This is a genomic window from Flavobacterium sp. KH_035 (genome assembly GCF_057839565.1).
The window spans coordinates 2,306,423-2,324,586 of the sequence record NZ_CM174492.1; the positions used below are offsets into that span (position 1 = coordinate 2,306,423).

Here is an 18,164-nt window from a genome sequence, read left to right on the forward strand (position 1 = left end):
TCATCCAGCTGAAGCAGGATGCTATTGAAAAAAAATAGATTAGATCCTAGTTATAGAGATTTCTCTTTCGCAGAAATAACAAATAGTACGTTTCGGGAATGCTAAAAAAAACTTAGCACCTTAGATTCTTAGTACCTTAGGAACTTAAAATATTACTTTCGTTCCCCAATTTGCTGGCGCCACATCGCATAATACAACCCTTTTTCGAAAATTAAATCCTCATGTTTTCCCTGTTCGATGATTTTTCCTTGTTCCAGTACAAAAATCTTATCCGCATGCATTACAGTTGATAAACGGTGCGCAATTAAAACTGTGATTCTGTTTTTGTCTGATATATTACGAATGGTGGTATTGATTTCTTCTTCGGTAATAGAATCTAAGGCAGAAGTAGCTTCGTCAAAAATCAATAAATTCGGATTTCTTAAAATAGCACGAGTAATCGATAAACGTTGTTTTTCACCACCGGAAACTTTGATTCCGCCTTCGCCAATTGTAGTATTTAAACCATCTTCGGCACGTTGCAGAAGTTTTTCACAGCTCGCTCTTTTTAAAGCATCGTATAAGTCTTCATCGGTTGCGTTGGGTCTTACGAATAATAAATTCTCCCGAATTGTTCCGGAGAACAGTTGTGCATCCTGAGTAACGAATCCTAATTGTTTTCTTAAATCCAGCAAATCAATTTCTGCCGAATCAATATCATTATAAAATACATGGCCTTCAGCGGGTGTGTACAATCCAACTAATAACTTTACTAAAGTAGTTTTTCCTGATCCCGACGGACCTACAAAAGCAACGGTCTCACCTTGTTTGATATCGAAATTAATATTTTCTACTGCTTTAAATTTGGCTGTTTTGTGCTGGAAACTCACATTAGAGAAAAGCAAGGACTGAATTGCTCCAACATGTTTAGGGTTCTTTGGACGAAATTCTTTTGGAGCACTCAACAAGGTTTTGAAATTTTCCATGGAAACTTTAGTTTCATTCAGTGCAATAATAAAATTCCCTAATTCTTGTAAAGGCCCGAAGATAAAGAAGGTAAAAAACACCATAGTTAATAAATCACCTACAATGATTTTATTTCCAAATAAGAAATAATACAACGTAAAAACAACGCAGGTTCTTAAAAAATGGACTGTTGTTCCCTGGATAAAACTCAAACTTCTGATAAAACGGATTTTTTCAAGTTCAAGTTGCAGGATTTTAAAGGTGTTCAGGTTCAGACGTTTTTCTTCCTGATATGTTAGTCCAAGGCTTTTTACCAGTTCAATATTTCTTAAACTTTCGGTTGTAGAACCAGCCAAAGCATTGGTTTGATTTACGATTTTTTTAGAAACAATTTTTATCTTTTTACCTAGGTACGAACTTACCAACGCAATAATTGGAGCCGTAACCAAAAAGATGATCGAAATACAATAATCGATTCGGGCAACATAAACAATCACGAATACAAAACCAATAACAGTCTGAAAGATTAAAGAGATCGATAATGTGATTAACTTCTCAGAATCAGAGCGTACTTTAGTTAGTTTGCTTAAAGTTTCACCACTTCGCTGATCTTCAAATTCAGCAAACGGCAGATCGAGTGATTTTTTAATTCCATCTGTATACATTTGGGCTCCGGTACGTTGAATCACTACATTGGTAAAGTAATCCTGAAAGTTTTTAGTAATTCTCGAAACCATCGCAGCACCAAGAGATAGACCAAGCCAAAACGACAGTGATTTTATAAAACCTATTTCATTGCCTGCGTATTTGTGAAGTCCAACACCACAATCCTGCATTAATTTACCGGTAATGATAGAGTCAGACAAACTGAAACAGATGTTAATAGAAGCCATAATCAAAGCAAAAAACAAGAGCATTTTATGTTTGATTATATAAGAATATAATAATTTCATAAGTAAAATTGAATTTGTGGAAGATGCAAAAGTAATGAATAGTTTAACGCTGTTAAGTTGCTTTTTGTTATTAAAAATGTAAATTTTTTATAAATACAGATATAAAAGATTTATTAGGTATCAGATTCAAAATGAGGAGAAACAGAAAGTAATTTAAAACTCAAAAAAACTAAGAAATGAATTAAGAGATTTGTTTTTTCATGGGAAGTACTAAATTTCCTTATTCGAATTATTTTCAATTATATTTGTCCAACTGAAATAGATACCATAAAAATGAAAAAACTTTTATTACTTTTTAGCGCCTTAACATTAGTGTGCACATCCTGTTCTAGTGATGATAATTCTTCTGCAGAAGATATCTCGATTTTACCTAAAACAATTTCTTATATTTATCCATCAACCGATTTAGGTACAAATAGTAGGAGCATTTTAAATTATGATGGGAATAAAATACTAAGCAGTATTGATAATAATTCAAAAACAATATTTACTTATAATGGAAATGTAATTACAAAACAGGAGAAATTTGACGTAGATTCGAAAGGTGTAGAGACAAAAGACACAGATGTTTTATATACTTATGAAAATAATAAATTAAAGACAAGAATCATGAGGGAGGAATTTAGTACGAAATTTCCAGATGGGCAATATATTGATAAAACAGTATATACATATACTTCTGAAAATTTAATCTCGTATGTAAATTACTCAGTTGATCCCAGTACAAAAAAAGAGACAAAAAGTAGTGAGGGTAGTTTGACTTATAAAGATGGTAATCTTGTGAAAAGCCAGCAGATTTTTGGTTCTTCAACTTCTACAAGAACTTATGAATACGATACAAAAAACAATCCATTAAAGAATATTTTAGGATTTGATTTACTGTTAAATGAAATAAGCGAATTTGGAAAAAATAATAGTACAAAAACGACTGTTTTAAACTCAGGAAATTCAAAACCTACAGATTACTTAACAACTTATACGTATAATGATAAAGACTATCCATTGAGGCAAACATCATTTACTGGTGGTGCAGGAAAATCAATAGAGTATGAAATTGAATATACTTATTAATGTAATTAAAATTTGAAATCAGCCAAATAGCCAAATACTTCTGTATTTGGTTTTTTTATTGGTGGAAATTGGTGAAATTCGTGTTCAAATTAAAAGCCATGCAATTCAGAACTCAAATACCAATTTCTAAATCGAATAATCCACTCGATTATAATTCGAAAGTAATTTCTCTTGGTTCTTGCTTTGCAGAGAATATGGCAGAGAAATTTGATTACTTCAAGTTTCAAAACGCCACAAATCCGTTTGGGATTATCTTTAATCCGGTTTCAATTGAGAAGATAATCGACCGAATAGTAAAGCAGGAAGCGTACACCGAAAAAGATGTTTTTTTTCATAACGAACGTTGGCACAGTTATGAAGTACATTCTGATTTGAGCAATTCAGATCGACAGGAATTACTCGAGACTTTGAATAAAGCAATTTCAGAAACCAATAAAAAATTAAAAGAAGCCACACATATTATCATTACTTACGGAACTTCCTGGATTTACCGAAATTTAGAAAGTGATGAAATAGTGGCCAATTGCCATAAATTACCTCAAAAACAATTTACAAAAGAAATGCTATCAGTTGATTTGATTTCGGAAAGCATTCAAAGCACAATTAATTTGATTCAGACTTTAAATCCAGATATCAATTTTATCTTTACTGTTTCTCCGGTACGACACATCAAAGATGGTTTTGCCGAAAATCAATTGAGTAAGTCGCATTTATTTGCCGGACTTCATCATAATCTGCAATCTAAAAGCAACAATCAACAATTAGGATATTTCCCGTCTTATGAGATTATGATGGATGAACTTCGGGATTATCGCTTTTATGCCGAGGATATGTTACATCCAAACGCTGTAGCGATTGATTATATTTGGCAGCGATTCAGCGAAAATTATATTGCCGAAAACAGTATTTCGACCCTGCAGGAGGTAGATGAAATTCAGAAGAGCCTGCGTCATCGAAGCTTCAATCCGGAGTCTGAACAACATCAGAAATTCTTAGCCAAACTACAGCAAAAAATAAAAGTTATAGAAGATAAATGGACGCATATTAACTTTTAAACAAGATTCGTTATGTGACGCTGCGTCATTGCGGGAGTATTTCTAAAGTTCTCTTTTTTATTTGCACTTTCGCGTCTTCATGACAATATAAAAGTAAGAAAATAATTATTTGTCCCTAAATTTTAGAATAATTGCAGGTAATTGTGTAAATTGTTAAAGTTTAAATTTTACAAATTTGTAAATACAGTTTTGTATGAATTAAAATTAATCCAAATGTGTTTTATTGACGTATGAATAAAAAAATCATTCATTTTCTAAAAAAAACACTTCGTGTACTGCTTTGGTGCATGGCTTCCGTAATTACGCTTTTATTGCTTCTTATTATTTTAATTCAGGTTCCGTCGGTGCAGAATTTTGTAAAAGATAAGGCGATTACCTATCTGCATAAAAAGATAAAAACAAAAGTATCCCTTGAACACATTTCGATAGAATTTCCGAAAGATATTGTTTTGGAAGGTTTTTACTTTGAAGATCAAAAAAAGAATACACTGTTAAGCGGGAAACGTTTAGAGCTCGATGTTGATTTGTTTAAACTGATCAACAGCGAACTGGAAATTAACTCCGTTTCACTGCAAAACACAACGACCCATATTTCGAGAGATAAAAAAGGCGTTTTTAATTTTGATTATATTATCAAAGCATTCGAATCTGAAGAACCAAAAGCGGAAGATCCAAATGCCAAACCTTTTAAAATTTCGGTTGTAAAAGTAAATCTTGACAATGTTAGGTTTGATTTTAAAGATGATTTTTCGAAAAACGACATCCGCGTAAAACTCACACATTTTGATACCAAATTCAAAGAATTCGATCTGGATAAAATGAATTTCAATATTCCGAATATTGATTTAAACGGATTAAAAGTAGTTCTGAATCAGGATGTGGTCGAGAAGATTGCGGAAGCATCGGTACAAACCGTTGATACCATTTCGAAAAGAACTGATTTCAATTTGAAATTAGGAAAGATCCGATTCACAAAAATTGATATTGCTTATGACAACAAAGATTCTAAATTAGATTCCGGAATAAAACTGGATCAGTTGAACTTATCGGTAAACAAAATTGATCTGAACCGCCAGTTATTGGATTTTGATGCTTTCGAACTAAAAAATCTAAAAGGGAATTTACGACTGGGCGCAAAAGACAAAAAAGTTCAGACACCTGATTTAGATACCACAGCTATAAAACAAGCAGGCTGGAAAGTAAAACTAAACCTTATCGACATACAAAATATAGCCTTCAAATTTGATGATATGCAATCAAAACCAATTGCTAAAGGAATTGATTACAGTCACATGGATTTGGATCAACTTAATTTTAAAGCAGAAAAATTGTATTATGGGAACGATACGATTTCAGGGAATATAAAAACGCTGACCGTAAACGACAAAAGTGGTTTACAGCTGCAGGCTTTAAAAACCAATTTCTTTTACGGTCCGAAGAATGCTTACCTGAACGATTTGTATTTAAAAACCCCGCAAACACTCTTTCAAAATAGTATTAAAGTCGCTTATCCTTCTATAGCTTCTATTTCTAAAGACTTGGGCAATCTTACTTTGGATGCCGTTTTAAGTCAGTCTAAAATCGGATTTAAGGACATCTTGCTTTTTGCCCCCGATTTACAAAAGACAAATCCGTTTAAAAGTAATCCAACCGCTGTTTTGTATCTCAACACCCGTTTGAGCGGAAAAATAAAAGATCTGACGATTCCACAGTTCGAAATGAGTGGAATCGGAAGCACAAAAGTCGCTGTTTCTGGAAAGATAAAAGGCCTGCCTGACGCGCAAAAGGCAGATTATGATTTAGATATCAAAAATCTTTCAAGCACCTCCAAAGATATTTATTCGTTTGTGCCGGCGGGAACCATTCCGAATAACATTCAGGTGCCTTCTCAGTTAAATTTGCAAGGAAAGTTCAAAGGGTCAGTTCAGAACTTTAAAACAAATCTGGCTTTAAGCAGCAGTTTTGGTAGAGCAAAAGTAACTGCCTTGTTCGATCAGCGGTTGAAGAAAAAAGAAAAATATGATGCGACCGTTTATTTATTGGATTTTGATTTAGGAAGATTGATTAAAAATGATTCGATAGGAAGAATTACGCTTAAAGCAAAAGTAAATGGCAAAGGTTTGGACCCAAAAACAGCTCAGGCAGAATTTGACGGATTGGTTCAGAAAGCAGTCTTTAATAAATATACCTATAAAGATCTGGCTCTAAAAGGGCATATTGCGAATGGTTCTTTTGCTGTAAATTCAGGAATGAAAGACCCGAATCTGAATTTTAATTTAACGGCAAGCGGAGATACCAAAGACAAGTATCCTACGATTCAGTTAAAATTAAACCTGGACATTGCTGATCTTGAAAAACTAAACCTGCATGCCGGTCCAATGAAGCTGCGCGGAAATGTTGATGCCGATATTGCCAATAGTAATCCTGATTTTTTAAACGGAAAAGTGTTTCTTTCGAACATTCAGATTGCACAGGAGGCAGAACCGATCATTCTCGATTCAATTCGGGTAATTGCCTTTGCCGATCAAAATCGAAACAACATCAAAGTATCTTCTCAGTTTTTAAACGCCGAAATCGATGGTAAATACAAACTGACGACTTTAGCTGCAGCATTGAAAAAAACAGCATCAAAATACATTGATTTAAAAAATCCAAAAGTAAAGGGAGAATCCGATGAGCAACGTCTGACTTTTACAATAAAGATGGATAACGATCCTGTTTTACTGAAACTACTTCCAGAATTAAAAGGTTTAGAGCCGATTACCCTAACAGGGAAATACAACAATGTAACTGATTCTCTCGAAATCAACGGAAGTATTCCGAGAATTGTATATGCAGACAATACCATTGCCGATGGGAAAATTAACATTGAAGCCAAAGAGAAAGGTTTGGAATACAGGGTTTCTTTTGGCACAATCGAAAGCGGATCTTTAAAAATTCCGTTTACAAACTTATCCGGAAAAATCGAAAACAATATTTTGGATTATGCACTTGAAGTTAAAGATGCCAAAGAAAAACAGCAGTATTTTATTGCTGGAGATTTAAAGCATGACGGTTCAAAAAACAGCTTCAGGATTGATGCTCAAAATTTTGTTCTGAATTATGATAAATGGAATATTGATCCGGAAAATGAGATTGAGTTTGGAGGTAAAAGATTGTATGTCAATAAATTTAATTTAGAAAATTCAGGTAACGAATTAAGGATTCAATCGCAAGGAGATCAGGATAATGCTCCATTACAGGTTGATTTTGTGAATTTCAAAATAGAGACGATTATGAACATCGTCAAAAAAGATCAATTGTTAATGCAGGGGCTAATCAATGGAAATGCTCTGGTTGAAAATGCAATGACGAAACCTACTTTTACTTCGGACATAAAAATAGATCAGTTTGCTTTTAAAGGAGAGCCGGTTGGAGATATTGCGGTTAATGTGGATAATAAAATCAATAATTTTCTGGCAGCCAATGTCACGCTTAACGGAGAAGGTAATGATGTAAATCTGACCGGAAATTACAAAATGGACGACGGAAATCTGGATTTTGATTTAAATCTGAACAAGCTGAATATCAAAAGCATTCAGGGCTTTAGTATGGGCAATCTAACCGAAGGAACGGGGTATTTAACAGGGAATTTCAAAATTACCGGAAACGCAACCGCACCAAAGGTAAATGGAGAACTCAACTTTAAAGAGACAGGTTTCAGAGTAACGAAGTTCAACTCCTATTTTAAAACAGTCGATGAAAAAATAACACTTCAAAATGATGTGATCACCTTTGATACCTTCACACTGCATGATGAAAATGATAATGAACTGATTGTAAACGGAACCATCAAATCGATAGATTACACTCGTTTTGACTTTGGTTTAACCGTTGTTGCAGATAATTTTAGAGCCATACATTCGAAGGAAAAAGACAATGATTTGTTTTATGGAGACCTGTTGTTAGATACCAAACTAAACATTAAAGGAACACTTGAAAATCCTGTAGTTGGTGGAAATATCAAAATAAACAAAGATACTAAGTTTACAGTGGTAATGCCACAATCCGATCCTTCAATTGCAGATCGCGAAGGAATAGTAGAGTTTGTCAACGAAGACAATCAGTACCTAAAACAAACGGCTGTCATGGAGCAAAAACTTAATCAATCAAGGTTAGTTGGGATGGATGTAAGTGTGGCTATTTCGATCGACAAAGAAGCCGAATTAACATTGGTTATCGATAAAGGAAACGGTGATTATCTGAACTTAAAAGGACAAGCTGAACTTATAGGTGGAATCGATCCGTCAGGAAAGACAACTTTAACGGGTAAATATGAGTTCTCGGATGGGGCTTATGAGATGAATTTCAACATGATCCGACGAAAATTTGATATTCAGAAAGGAAGTTATATCATTTGGAACGGTGAGCCTACCATGGCCAATCTGAATATTACGGCGATTTATAAAGTAAACACCGCACCAATAGATTTATTGGGCAATCAATTGCCAACGGATAACCCTACCGAACGAAACACCTATAAACAGAAAATTCCGTTTCAGACCTTGTTGAAAATGAACGGGGAGCTTTTAAAACCTGAAATCACTTTTGATATTGTACTTCCGGAGGGTAATAATGATGTTTCTGCAAATGTAGTATCACTTACCAAAGCAAAACTCCAGCAGTTAAGACAAGAACCGGCGGAATTGAACAAACAGGTCTTTGCTCTTTTGCTCTTGAATCGCTTTATTGGTGAGAACCCATTTTCGAGCGAAAGCGGAGGAACCAGTGCAGAATCTCTGGCACGACAAAGTGTGAGTAAGATTTTGTCACAGCAATTAAACGATCTTGCCGGAGAGTTAATCACCGGAGTTCAGTTAGAATTTGATCTCGAATCAACAGACGATTATACGTCGGGAAGCAGAGAAAACAGAACCGATCTGAACGTTGGGGTTTCTAAAAAGCTGTTAAACGATCGATTAAAAGTTACAGTGGGAAGCAGTTTTGCCGTTGAAGGTCAGGAACGAGCCAACGAGCAAAGTACCAATATTGCGGGAGATGTGGCGTTGGACTATCAATTAACAAAAGATGGTCGTTATATGGTTCGTGCGTATCGAAAAAACGAATATCAGGTGGCCGTTGAAGGACAGGTAGTCGAAACAGGGGTTGCCTTTATCATCACCATGAGTTATAATAAATTCCGCGAGCTTTTTCATCGCAGTGCAGCCGAAAAAGAAATGATAAAAGAAGAAAAACTGCGCAAGGAAAAAAATAAACTCAAAGAGAAAGAGGAGAAGCAAAAAAAGGAAAATCAAATAGAAGGAAATGAGCAAAAAACATAGCAACAGGAGCATGAGATATATCAGATGTTTTGCTGCGCTATCCTTATTTTTTGTTTTTGGATGCAGTAATACAAAGTATTTACCGGAAGGCGATTTATTATACACAGGAGGTTCTGTAACCGTAAAAGATTCTATTCTTAAAAAGAAAGAACGCAAAGAACTGGAGAACGAACTGAATGATTTGCTGCGCCCGAAACCGAACAAACAGTTTCTGGGATCACGGCCTAAACTATGGTTTTATAATATGGCAGGAGAACCTAAAAAGCAAAAGGGAATCCGATATTGGATGCGCACTAAAGTGGGCGAACCTCCAGTGCTTTTTAGTAAAGTCGACTTAGACTATAATGCAGCTGTTCTTCGGAATTTTACCGAAAATAGAGGATATTTTAAAACCCGCGTGAGTGCCGACTCCACCGTAAACGATAAAAGAGTTACAGCAGAATATACAGTGGTACCCAAAAAGCAATACAGGATTAAAAGCGTAATTTTTCCTGATGATTCATTGGCAATGTCAAGAATAATTGGAAGATCAAGCCGAAGAAGTTTGTTGAAAGTGGGGCAGCCGTATGATTTGGATGTTATAAAAGCAGAACGGGAACGTATAGACGCCAGACTGAAGGAGAAAGGATATTATTATTTTAACCCCGACTATCTCTTGGCTCAGGTCGACAGTAGTAAAGGAGATCATGAAGTAAAAATTAGATTGGTCATTAAAGCAGATACGCCTCCAAAAGCGCTTACAGCTTACAAGATTAATAAAGTTGTAGTCTATCCGAATTTTACCATTTCAAAAGACAGCGTAAAATACCAGTCTAAAGATGTGGTTCAGTACAAAGATTTTACCATTATTGATACGGCAAACACTTTTAAACCAAGAGTTTTTGACCGCGCCATCTACTTCAAAAAAGGAGATGTCTACAACCGTAAAGACCACAATCTGACCCTAAATCGCTTTGTGAATCTGGGAACATTCAGTTTTGTTAAGAATGAATTTAAGCCTTCTGATAGTTTGTCAAATGCGCTGGATGCGTATTATTATTTAACACTTTTACCAAAGAAATTTATTCGGGTAGAAGTTTTGGGGAAAACAAATTCAGCCAGTTACACCGGAACAGAAGTAAATCTAAACTGGAACAACAGAAACTTATTTCGCGGAGCAGAATTACTGACGGTTTCTATTTTTGGCGGTGCCGATTTTCAGCTTTCAGGAGCGAATAACGGGAGAAACATTTACAAACTTGGAACAGAAACCAGTTTGACCTGGCCAAGATTTATTGTTCCGTTTTTTCATATTGAAGGTTCCAGTGAATATGTACCGCGAACCAAAGCAACAGTACGCTATGAATATCAAAACCGAACACAATTGTATGCTTTAAACTCTTTTAAAACGTCTTTTGGATACCAGTGGAAAGAGAATATTCGGAAAGAACATCAACTGAATGTAATTGATGTGACCTATGTGAGTCCCAATCATGTCACGGCTGAATATTTAGAAGATATTAAACAAGACAAATCTTTGGAAAAAGTAATTGAAAAGCAGCTTATTTTTGGACCAACTTATACCTATACCTACACCAATACCATGCAAAAGCGTAGAAAAAATACGTTTTACTTTAGTGGTGATTTAGATTTGGCCGGAAACGTTACGGGACTGGTGACAGGCGCTAATATTAAGAAGAATGATACCATAAAGATATTTGACGTTCCGTTTAGTCAGTTCGTAAAAATGAGAGGTGATTTCAGGCATTATTTAAAACTGGGTAAAGAAAGTGAATTGGCCAGCAGGATTATTTTGGGAATAGGACTTCCGTATGGAAATTCACGAGCTTTGCCAACGGCTAAACAATTTGTGGTAGGAGGAACCAATAGCATTCGGGCTTTCAGAGCCAGATCACTCGGGCCGGGAAGTTATCTCAATACACAAACGACTAATAACTTTCTTCCGGATCAGTCAGGCGATTTGAAATTGGAGTTTAGTACCGAATACAGGGCAAAACTTTTTAGTATTGTTCGTGGTGCTGTATTTGTAGATGCAGGAAATGTTTGGTTGTTAAATTCGGATCCAAATAAACCTGGCGGAGAAATTACCAAAAATTTCATGAAAGATATTGCCGTAGGAGCCGGAGCCGGATTGCGTTTTGATTTGTCTTTTCTGGTTTTAAGAACCGATCTGGCATTTCCGTTGAGAAAACCCTATTTGCCACAAGGACAGAGGTGGGTCATCGACGATATTAATTTTGGAAGCGGTCCCTGGAGAAAAGATAATTTGATTTTAAACATCGCAATTGGATATCCTTTTTAGTTTTTTACGAATTTAATTTTTATTTCGCTATCGCTCGCGTAGTGGTAAAAAAAACGTAGCAGAAAACGTTTAACCTCTTGAAAAAAAGAAGTAAATTGGTCTAATAAATTAACGGAATGCAAAATTTAATAAAGAGAATAATAGTTTTGGTTGCAGTCGTACTTGTAATAGTACTGGCTTTCAAGTATTGTGAGTTTAAAAAAGGCGACGATTCGACTATCGACTATAATACCAATCTGATTCAGCAGCAAATCTTAAATGTTGGAAAGTTAGTCGTTACCGAAGGCCATTTCTCTGAGGTTATTACCTATAAAAATCAGCAGAAGTATTTAATGGACATGGTTTCTTTTGAGAAGAAAGCACTTGTAGTGGTAAATGCAAATGTTACCGTAGCCTACGATTTGCACAAAATGAAGTACGATATCGACGAGAAGAACAAAACGATTACGATTTTAAACATTCCAAAAGAAGAAATCACCATCAATCCGGACATACAGTTTTATGATGTAGAACAAAGCAAACTGAATCCATTTACCGGAGACGATTACAACAAAATCAATAAATCGGTAAAAGCGAATCTGGCTAAAAAAATAGACGGCTCTACGCTGAAAACAAATGCTCAGAACCGATTAATCAGCGAGTTGTCTAAAATTCTAATCCTAACCAATTCAATGGGCTGGAAATTGCAATACAACGGTAAAACTATTGAATCTGAGAAAGAACTGAATCAGGATTTGAAGCTTTGATTATTTGAGGTACTAAGACGCTAAGATACTAAGGTTCTAAGTTTTTATTTCCAACCAGATTGCTATTGTTTGTCAAAAATGACAAGATTTTAAAAAAAAACTCAGAACCTTAGTATCTCAGAAGCTTAGCAACTTACAATAACTTCTAAACTAAACCGCTTCCTTATCAAAAATCAAATCCAAACCTCCCGAAATCAAATGTGCTACTTCCGGACGTTTCAGTTTCAATTGATCCAAATGAACCAAAACTTCCTGTAAAAGTTGTTTCTCATTGGAGTGTTCTAAAAGCTCGGCAATTTCAACAGCAAGTAACCAATCATTAGAGTGGCTTTCCTTTAGTTTGTGAAATACAGCTTTTAATTCAGTCGTCGCACCTTTATTTTCTCTAATCATGCGAACAGTTTGATACAGGACTTCTAAGTCATCACGTTCGTCTGAATGTTTTGCTTTTATAGTAGTTGTTTTGGGTACAGTATTGATCAGATCGAAACTATTTACATCGGCCGGGCCTGAAAAAGCCGAAACGACTTTTTTACCAATCGCCATGTCATAATTCCCCCATTCAGGCTGAAACAAGATCGTTTCGCCATGCGTCACCGTACAATTTCTGAAACTGATCAGAATGATTTCACCATGCAAGTTTCTGGAGCCTGTAATGATTTCACCTTCAACAATAATATTTCCTTCGAATTCTAATCTTACGGTTTCATTTTCTACAATAGAATAAGCCTGTAAATCCTTTGGACTCATGTCTTCAATCGCCAGGTTAAAACCTTTCAGTTTCCCAATCGGACTTCCGAATCCGTGTGGATGCGTTAAAGTTCCGTGACCAACCAATTCTTTTTCACGGTACGATAAAGCTGTTTTTCCGGTAGTCTGGATGTATATTGGTTTTCCTTCATCCTCCAGAACATTGGTAAATACACCTGAAACTTGTAAACCTGTACTCAGTTCAATGGTTCCTAAGGCATTCGAATGAATTAGTTTTTGTATTCCGGATAAACCTCCGGTTCTCAAAGCCATTTTGTTGGCAAATTCTTCTAAGACCAAACTCAAATAAGAAAAATTTGGTGTTACATAAAGCTGAGGCTGTAACTGCGTGATATCAAAATTCTGATTGGCAGCAGAGATGTTATACGGGATTTTTTTTACATTATCCGTCATACACCAGGCACTTTCTCCGATAGAGGATAGTAAACCTGCACCATATATTTTTGGATTTTCAACTGTTCCGATCAAACCGTATTCTACCGTCCACCAATGCAGGTTTCGAATTTGGGCCATTTCAGACAATTCACCCATATTGTTTTGTAAATCGGCAACCGCTTTTTCAGCTTCGTCTATTTTTTCCTGAGGCGTATCTTCGGCTTCTTTCAAAATAGAAAGCAGTCGGATCGCTTCATACATCTGATAATCTTTATGAGAGGAGATGGCTTTACAGCCAATTTCTCCAAAACGTCTTAAATACTCTGCATATTCCGGATTGGCAATAATAGGAGCATGACCCGCACCTTCATGGATAATATCTGGTGCCGGAGTGTATTCGATATGTTCTAATTGACGAATGTCTGAAGCAATAACCAAAACGTTATACGCCTGAAATTCCATAAAAGCATTTGGCGGAATAAATCCGTCCACTGCGACAGCTGCCCATCCAATTTCAGTCAGTATTCGGTTCATTCCGTACATACTTGGAATGGAGTCAATTTCGATACCCGTTTTTTTCAAACCATCCAGATAAGAATGGTGCGCAACTCTTGAAAGATAATCTACATTTTTGCGCATCACATAGCGCCAAACCGCTTGATTAATTGGTGTGTAATCACCATAATCCTGAGGTTTAATAAATTGCTTTAAATGTTTAGGCAATCGCTCTAATAACGGGTTTGTTTCAATACTGGCATTCATTTCGAAAACGTTGTAGATTAGAATGTAAAATTACAAATTAAAGATGCTAAATTTTGCTATTCTTCACAATTTTTTTGGTCCAAATGATTTTTTATTGCGTTTTTCGTGGATTTCTTTTGCAGCAGTAAAAAACAGAATTGATGCTTAGCAATCGTTATTTTCATAATTTACTTTCTCCAGTGCCTTCTCGTATTTTTCAATCTCTTTTTTTGTTATTGAAGTCTCTTTCAGATCCACTTTTAATTGTTTTTTGCTGTCAGGACTAATCCATAAACCGCTAAAAGCAGTTCCTTCTTTTTTAAGAATAAATAAACCTGTAAAGGCATGTTCTACCAGTGCAAGCTGATTTTCATTTTTTATATTTTGAGTAATATCAAGCTGAATCCAATTGCCTGATTTATCATAACGGTACATCGAGGTGTACATTAAATCGGCAGTGCACGGATTTTCTTCGGCTTTGATGTAAAGGGTAACGTTTATTTTTCCGTCAACCGTTCCTTTGTATAAAGTGTTTTTTGCTGATTGTGCTTGTGTGAGGTTTAAAAATAAAAGAGACAATAAAAAAGAGAGTAGTACTTTTTTCATATTCAAATGTAATAATGGGTATAGGTTAGTATAAATTTAATTTGTTGGGGTGTAATGAGTGAAAAATGATTTGACGCATAGATACATAGATTGAATGTGTAAAAAAGAACATCAAAAGAAATGTATTTATTTTGCATAGCTGGCTATGTACATTTAAATGAAGTGAAACGCCTTTTTAAAGGCTATAAAATCTATGTTTCTATGTGTTTAAATATCAATTTTGGTTTAAAAATACTGGATATTTTCTTCATGGTAAATAATGACTCCAACTAATTGCAGTTAAAAAAAAATTACTGGTTTTCGGGATTCCTGAAATAATCAATTTTATAATTGAACATGTACGCCATGTTGGCTGCTCGCATTTTTGCTTCTTCGGTTATAGTTCCTGAAAACAGTCCATCGATAGAAGTGTTAAAGAGTAATGTCCAACGGTCAAAATGAGTTTTTTCTACTGGTAATTGTTTGTGTGGAGGAAAAGGACTTCCAGAGTAAGCACGAACATCAAACAATATAGTTTGCCAAAAGCCGTACATTTTTTCTAAATGTTCAGGCCAGCGATCCTGCAATTTGTCATTAAAAATAGGGCCAAGTAAATCGTCCTTTCTTACTTTATCATAAAAGCTGTCTACCATTAATTTTATGTCTTCTATGTTTGAGATGTCTTTAAGAGCTGCCATGTTTTCTTACTATAAAATGAAGGATAAAAATACGATTAACTTAGCTGTAATCGGTGATATTTATCATTTTCAGGTTATTTGTTCTGTTCAATGGTAGATAGTTTCGCAGTACTCAAAAAACAATTTTGAGAAGGAACAATTTCTTTTTGGCAGGGGTGAAATTGGTAGAGCAGGATTTTTATTGATTTTTATGTATGTAATTATTTGGTAATCAATTACATGTAAAATAATAGGATAAGGTTTTGTAAAGGTGAGTTTTTGGAATGATGTGTATTTGTAAAGCTTTTAAATTGTCGATTTAAAGTAAATTGACATAATATTGATTGGTATTAACAAAATTAATCTTAAAAAATAAGGAAAATTTAATTATTCAAAAACAAAAAAATGATGAACAAAACTACCCCAAAATTACCAGAGAAAAGGAATCGTAAAGTATGGCTGTATGTCTTTTTTATGATTTCATTTACGATTAACATGATCGGTCAAACGGTTACTCCGTGGATAACCAGTGGCGATCAGACTAAATTATTGCAACAGCAGGCGACCGTAAGTTTCGGTACAAATTCAGGAAGTAATCCCTCTACTGTAACTGTTAATGCAGGAACAACCTATCAAACCATGGACGGTTTTGGTTATACGCTTACGGAAGGCAGTTGCGAAGTCATTAGTGGAATGGCAGCAACACAGCAAAATCAGCTGTTGAATGATTTGTATCATCCTGTTACGGGTTTGAATGCCAGTGTAGTTCGTATTAGTATAGGAGCTTCAGATTTAAGCAGTTCTTCGTACAGTTATAATGAAATTTCAGGTGATGTGAACATGAATAATTTTAGTCTCAACGGACCGGATTTGACCTATTTGATTCCAATTATCAAGAAGATACAGCTTATTAATCCCAATATCAAAATACTGGCAACTCCTTGGTCGGCACCAAGATGGATGAAAAGTAACAACTCATGGGTGGGTGGAAGTTTACAGACACAGTATTATGCTGCTTATGCGAGGTATTTTGTGAAATATTTTGCGGCCATGCAGGCGCAGGGAATTTCGATTTGGGGAATCACACCTCAAAATGAACCCGAAAATCCAAACAACGAACCGAGTATGTTGATGAATTCGACAGAACAAAAGAATTTTATCAATACACAGCTCGGTCCACAGATGGCAGCAGCGGGTTATGGCAATATAAAGATTATAGCATTTGATCATAACTGTGACAATACAGCCTATCCTATTGATGTTTTGAACAACAGTAGTTATGTTGATGGAGCGGCATTTCATTTGTATTTGGGGAATATTACTGCGATGTCAACAGTACGAAATGCAACAAACAAAAATGTTTATTTTACAGAGCAATACACCGGCTCAGGTGGAAGCTTTAGCGGAGATTTTGGCTGGCACATGCAAAACGTTGTGATTGGAAGTACCAATAACTGGGCAAAAACGGTTTTAGAATGGAATGCTGCAAATAACTCGGGTCTTGGGCCGCGAACACCAGGCGGATGTAATACCTGTTTAGGGGCAATTACCGTTAATAATAGTACAAGTTATACCAAAAATGTAGCTTATTACATTATTGGTCAAATCTCAAAATTTGTAAAACCAGGGGCAGTAAGAATTGGTTCTTCAAGTACTAGCGGAACAATTCAAACCGTAAGTTTTAGAAACTCTGACGGATCGATCGCACTTGTAGTTTATAATTCAGGATCGGCCAATACCATAAAAGTAGTTTCGGGATCTTCAGCATTTAATTATTCAGTTCCGGCATCATCAGCGGTTACTTTTAACTGGTCAGCAGGAGCACCGCCGTCAACTTCTTTTCCGGGTTATTACAATATCATTTCAAGAAACAGTAATAAAGGACTAGATGTTGCCGATAATTCGACAACAAGCGGAGGTCGCATTCAACAATATGATATTACGAACGGAGGGGGAAGCAACCAACGCTGGAAGTTTGTTTCTGACGGAAGCGGTAATTACTACATTATTGTAAAATCGACAGGGATGTATCTGGCAACTGAAAATAATAGTACTGCCGATGGAATAAAAGTGCATCAAAAAACATTCTCCGTTTCAAACGAGTTCAAATGGACGGTTACAAGTGTTGGCGGAGGTTATTATCAGATCCTTAATGTGAATAGCGGTAAATCACTGGATGTTGAAAATGTTTCTACAGCAAATGGTGCGAATATCCAGGTGTGGGCATACGGAGGAGGTTTAAACCAGCAATGGCAGCTGGTACAGGTTGAAGCTTCATCGGCCAGACAGGCTTTAACAGCCGAGACTGTGACGGTAAGCGAGACTGCTTTTTCTGCTTACATCAATTCGACAAATAACTATTTAAAAATCAATACCCCAAATTCAGGTACAGGCGAGGTCGAAGTTTATGCGGTTACAGGTCAAAGTGTTTTAAAAAGAGCCGTTGAATTTAGAAATGGAAATGAAACCGAAATAGAAATCTCAAAGCTGCCAAAAGGACTTTATGTGGTAAAAGTTAAAGACAGTAAAACGTTATATTCTAAAAAAGTAGTTAAACAATAATTGCAAATCCTAAGTTTAAGTAGTAATTTTATTTTGTTTTGAAACGGCTGTCTGATTTAA

The 18,164-nt window shown here is 35.6% G+C and carries 10 protein-coding genes; 6 read left to right on the forward strand and 4 right to left on the reverse strand.

Features of this window, described 5'->3' with window-relative positions; genetic code table 11:
• Positions 1 to 152 precede the first annotated feature (152 nt).
• A complete protein-coding gene (locus tag AC3IS6_RS09925; protein WP_489164730.1) occupies positions 153 to 1,898 on the reverse strand; it encodes an ABC transporter ATP-binding protein in 1,746 nt (581 codons plus the stop codon).
• Between the two features lie 273 nt (positions 1,899 to 2,171).
• Here AC3IS6_RS09925 and AC3IS6_RS09930 point away from each other — a divergent pair, with 273 nt between their 5' ends.
• The 5 genes from AC3IS6_RS09930 to AC3IS6_RS09950 all read left to right on the forward strand — a co-directional run bounded on the left by AC3IS6_RS09930 (position 2,172) and on the right by AC3IS6_RS09950 (position 12,393).
• Positions 2,172 to 2,969 (forward strand): hypothetical protein, encoded by a 798-nt coding sequence (locus tag AC3IS6_RS09930; protein ID WP_489164731.1) that lies wholly within the window; start codon positions 2,172 to 2,174, stop codon positions 2,967 to 2,969.
• Positions 2,970 to 3,067: 98 nt separating this feature from the next.
• On the forward strand, positions 3,068 to 4,024 hold the full coding sequence (locus tag AC3IS6_RS09935; protein WP_489164732.1) for a GSCFA domain-containing protein: 957 nt from the start codon (positions 3,068 to 3,070) through the stop codon (positions 4,022 to 4,024).
• A 230-nt stretch (positions 4,025 to 4,254) separates the two neighbouring features.
• Complete coding sequence (locus AC3IS6_RS09940; RefSeq protein WP_489164734.1) at positions 4,255 to 9,345, forward strand: translocation/assembly module TamB domain-containing protein; 5,091 nt, start codon at positions 4,255 to 4,257, stop codon at positions 9,343 to 9,345.
• Positions 9,329 to 11,647, forward strand: a complete 2,319-nt coding sequence (gene tamL, locus AC3IS6_RS09945; RefSeq protein WP_489164735.1) for a translocation and assembly module lipoprotein TamL — start codon at positions 9,329 to 9,331, stop codon at positions 11,645 to 11,647. The genes AC3IS6_RS09940 and tamL overlap by 17 nt, the downstream gene beginning before the upstream one ends.
• A 116-nt stretch (positions 11,648 to 11,763) precedes the next feature.
• Positions 11,764 to 12,393 carry a DUF4230 domain-containing protein gene (locus AC3IS6_RS09950; protein WP_489164736.1) on the forward strand — a complete coding sequence of 210 codons (630 nt, stop codon included), beginning with the start codon at positions 11,764 to 11,766 and terminating at the stop codon, positions 12,391 to 12,393.
• A 150-nt stretch (positions 12,394 to 12,543) separates the two neighbouring features.
• Here AC3IS6_RS09950 and AC3IS6_RS09955 read toward each other — a convergent pair whose 3' ends face one another.
• From AC3IS6_RS09955 to AC3IS6_RS09965, 3 genes are all read right to left on the reverse strand, one after another.
• The gene (locus tag AC3IS6_RS09955) at positions 12,544 to 14,301 is read right to left on the reverse strand and encodes an aromatic amino acid hydroxylase (protein ID WP_489164737.1); all 1,758 of its coding nucleotides are present in this window, start codon (positions 14,299 to 14,301) and stop codon (positions 12,544 to 12,546) included.
• Between the two features lie 144 nt (positions 14,302 to 14,445).
• Positions 14,446 to 14,886 carry a hypothetical protein gene (locus AC3IS6_RS09960; protein WP_489164738.1) on the reverse strand — a complete coding sequence of 147 codons (441 nt, stop codon included), beginning with the start codon at positions 14,884 to 14,886 and terminating at the stop codon, positions 14,446 to 14,448.
• A 290-nt stretch (positions 14,887 to 15,176) separates the two neighbouring features.
• Positions 15,177 to 15,563, reverse strand: coding sequence for a group III truncated hemoglobin (locus tag AC3IS6_RS09965; RefSeq protein WP_489164739.1), 387 nt, complete (start codon positions 15,561 to 15,563; stop codon positions 15,177 to 15,179).
• Between the two features lie 384 nt (positions 15,564 to 15,947).
• On the opposite strand from AC3IS6_RS09965, the gene AC3IS6_RS09970 reads away from it, so the two are divergent.
• Positions 15,948 to 18,104, forward strand: a complete 2,157-nt coding sequence (locus AC3IS6_RS09970) for an RICIN domain-containing protein (protein WP_489164740.1) — start codon at positions 15,948 to 15,950, stop codon at positions 18,102 to 18,104.
• Positions 18,105 to 18,164: the final 60 nt, after the last annotated feature.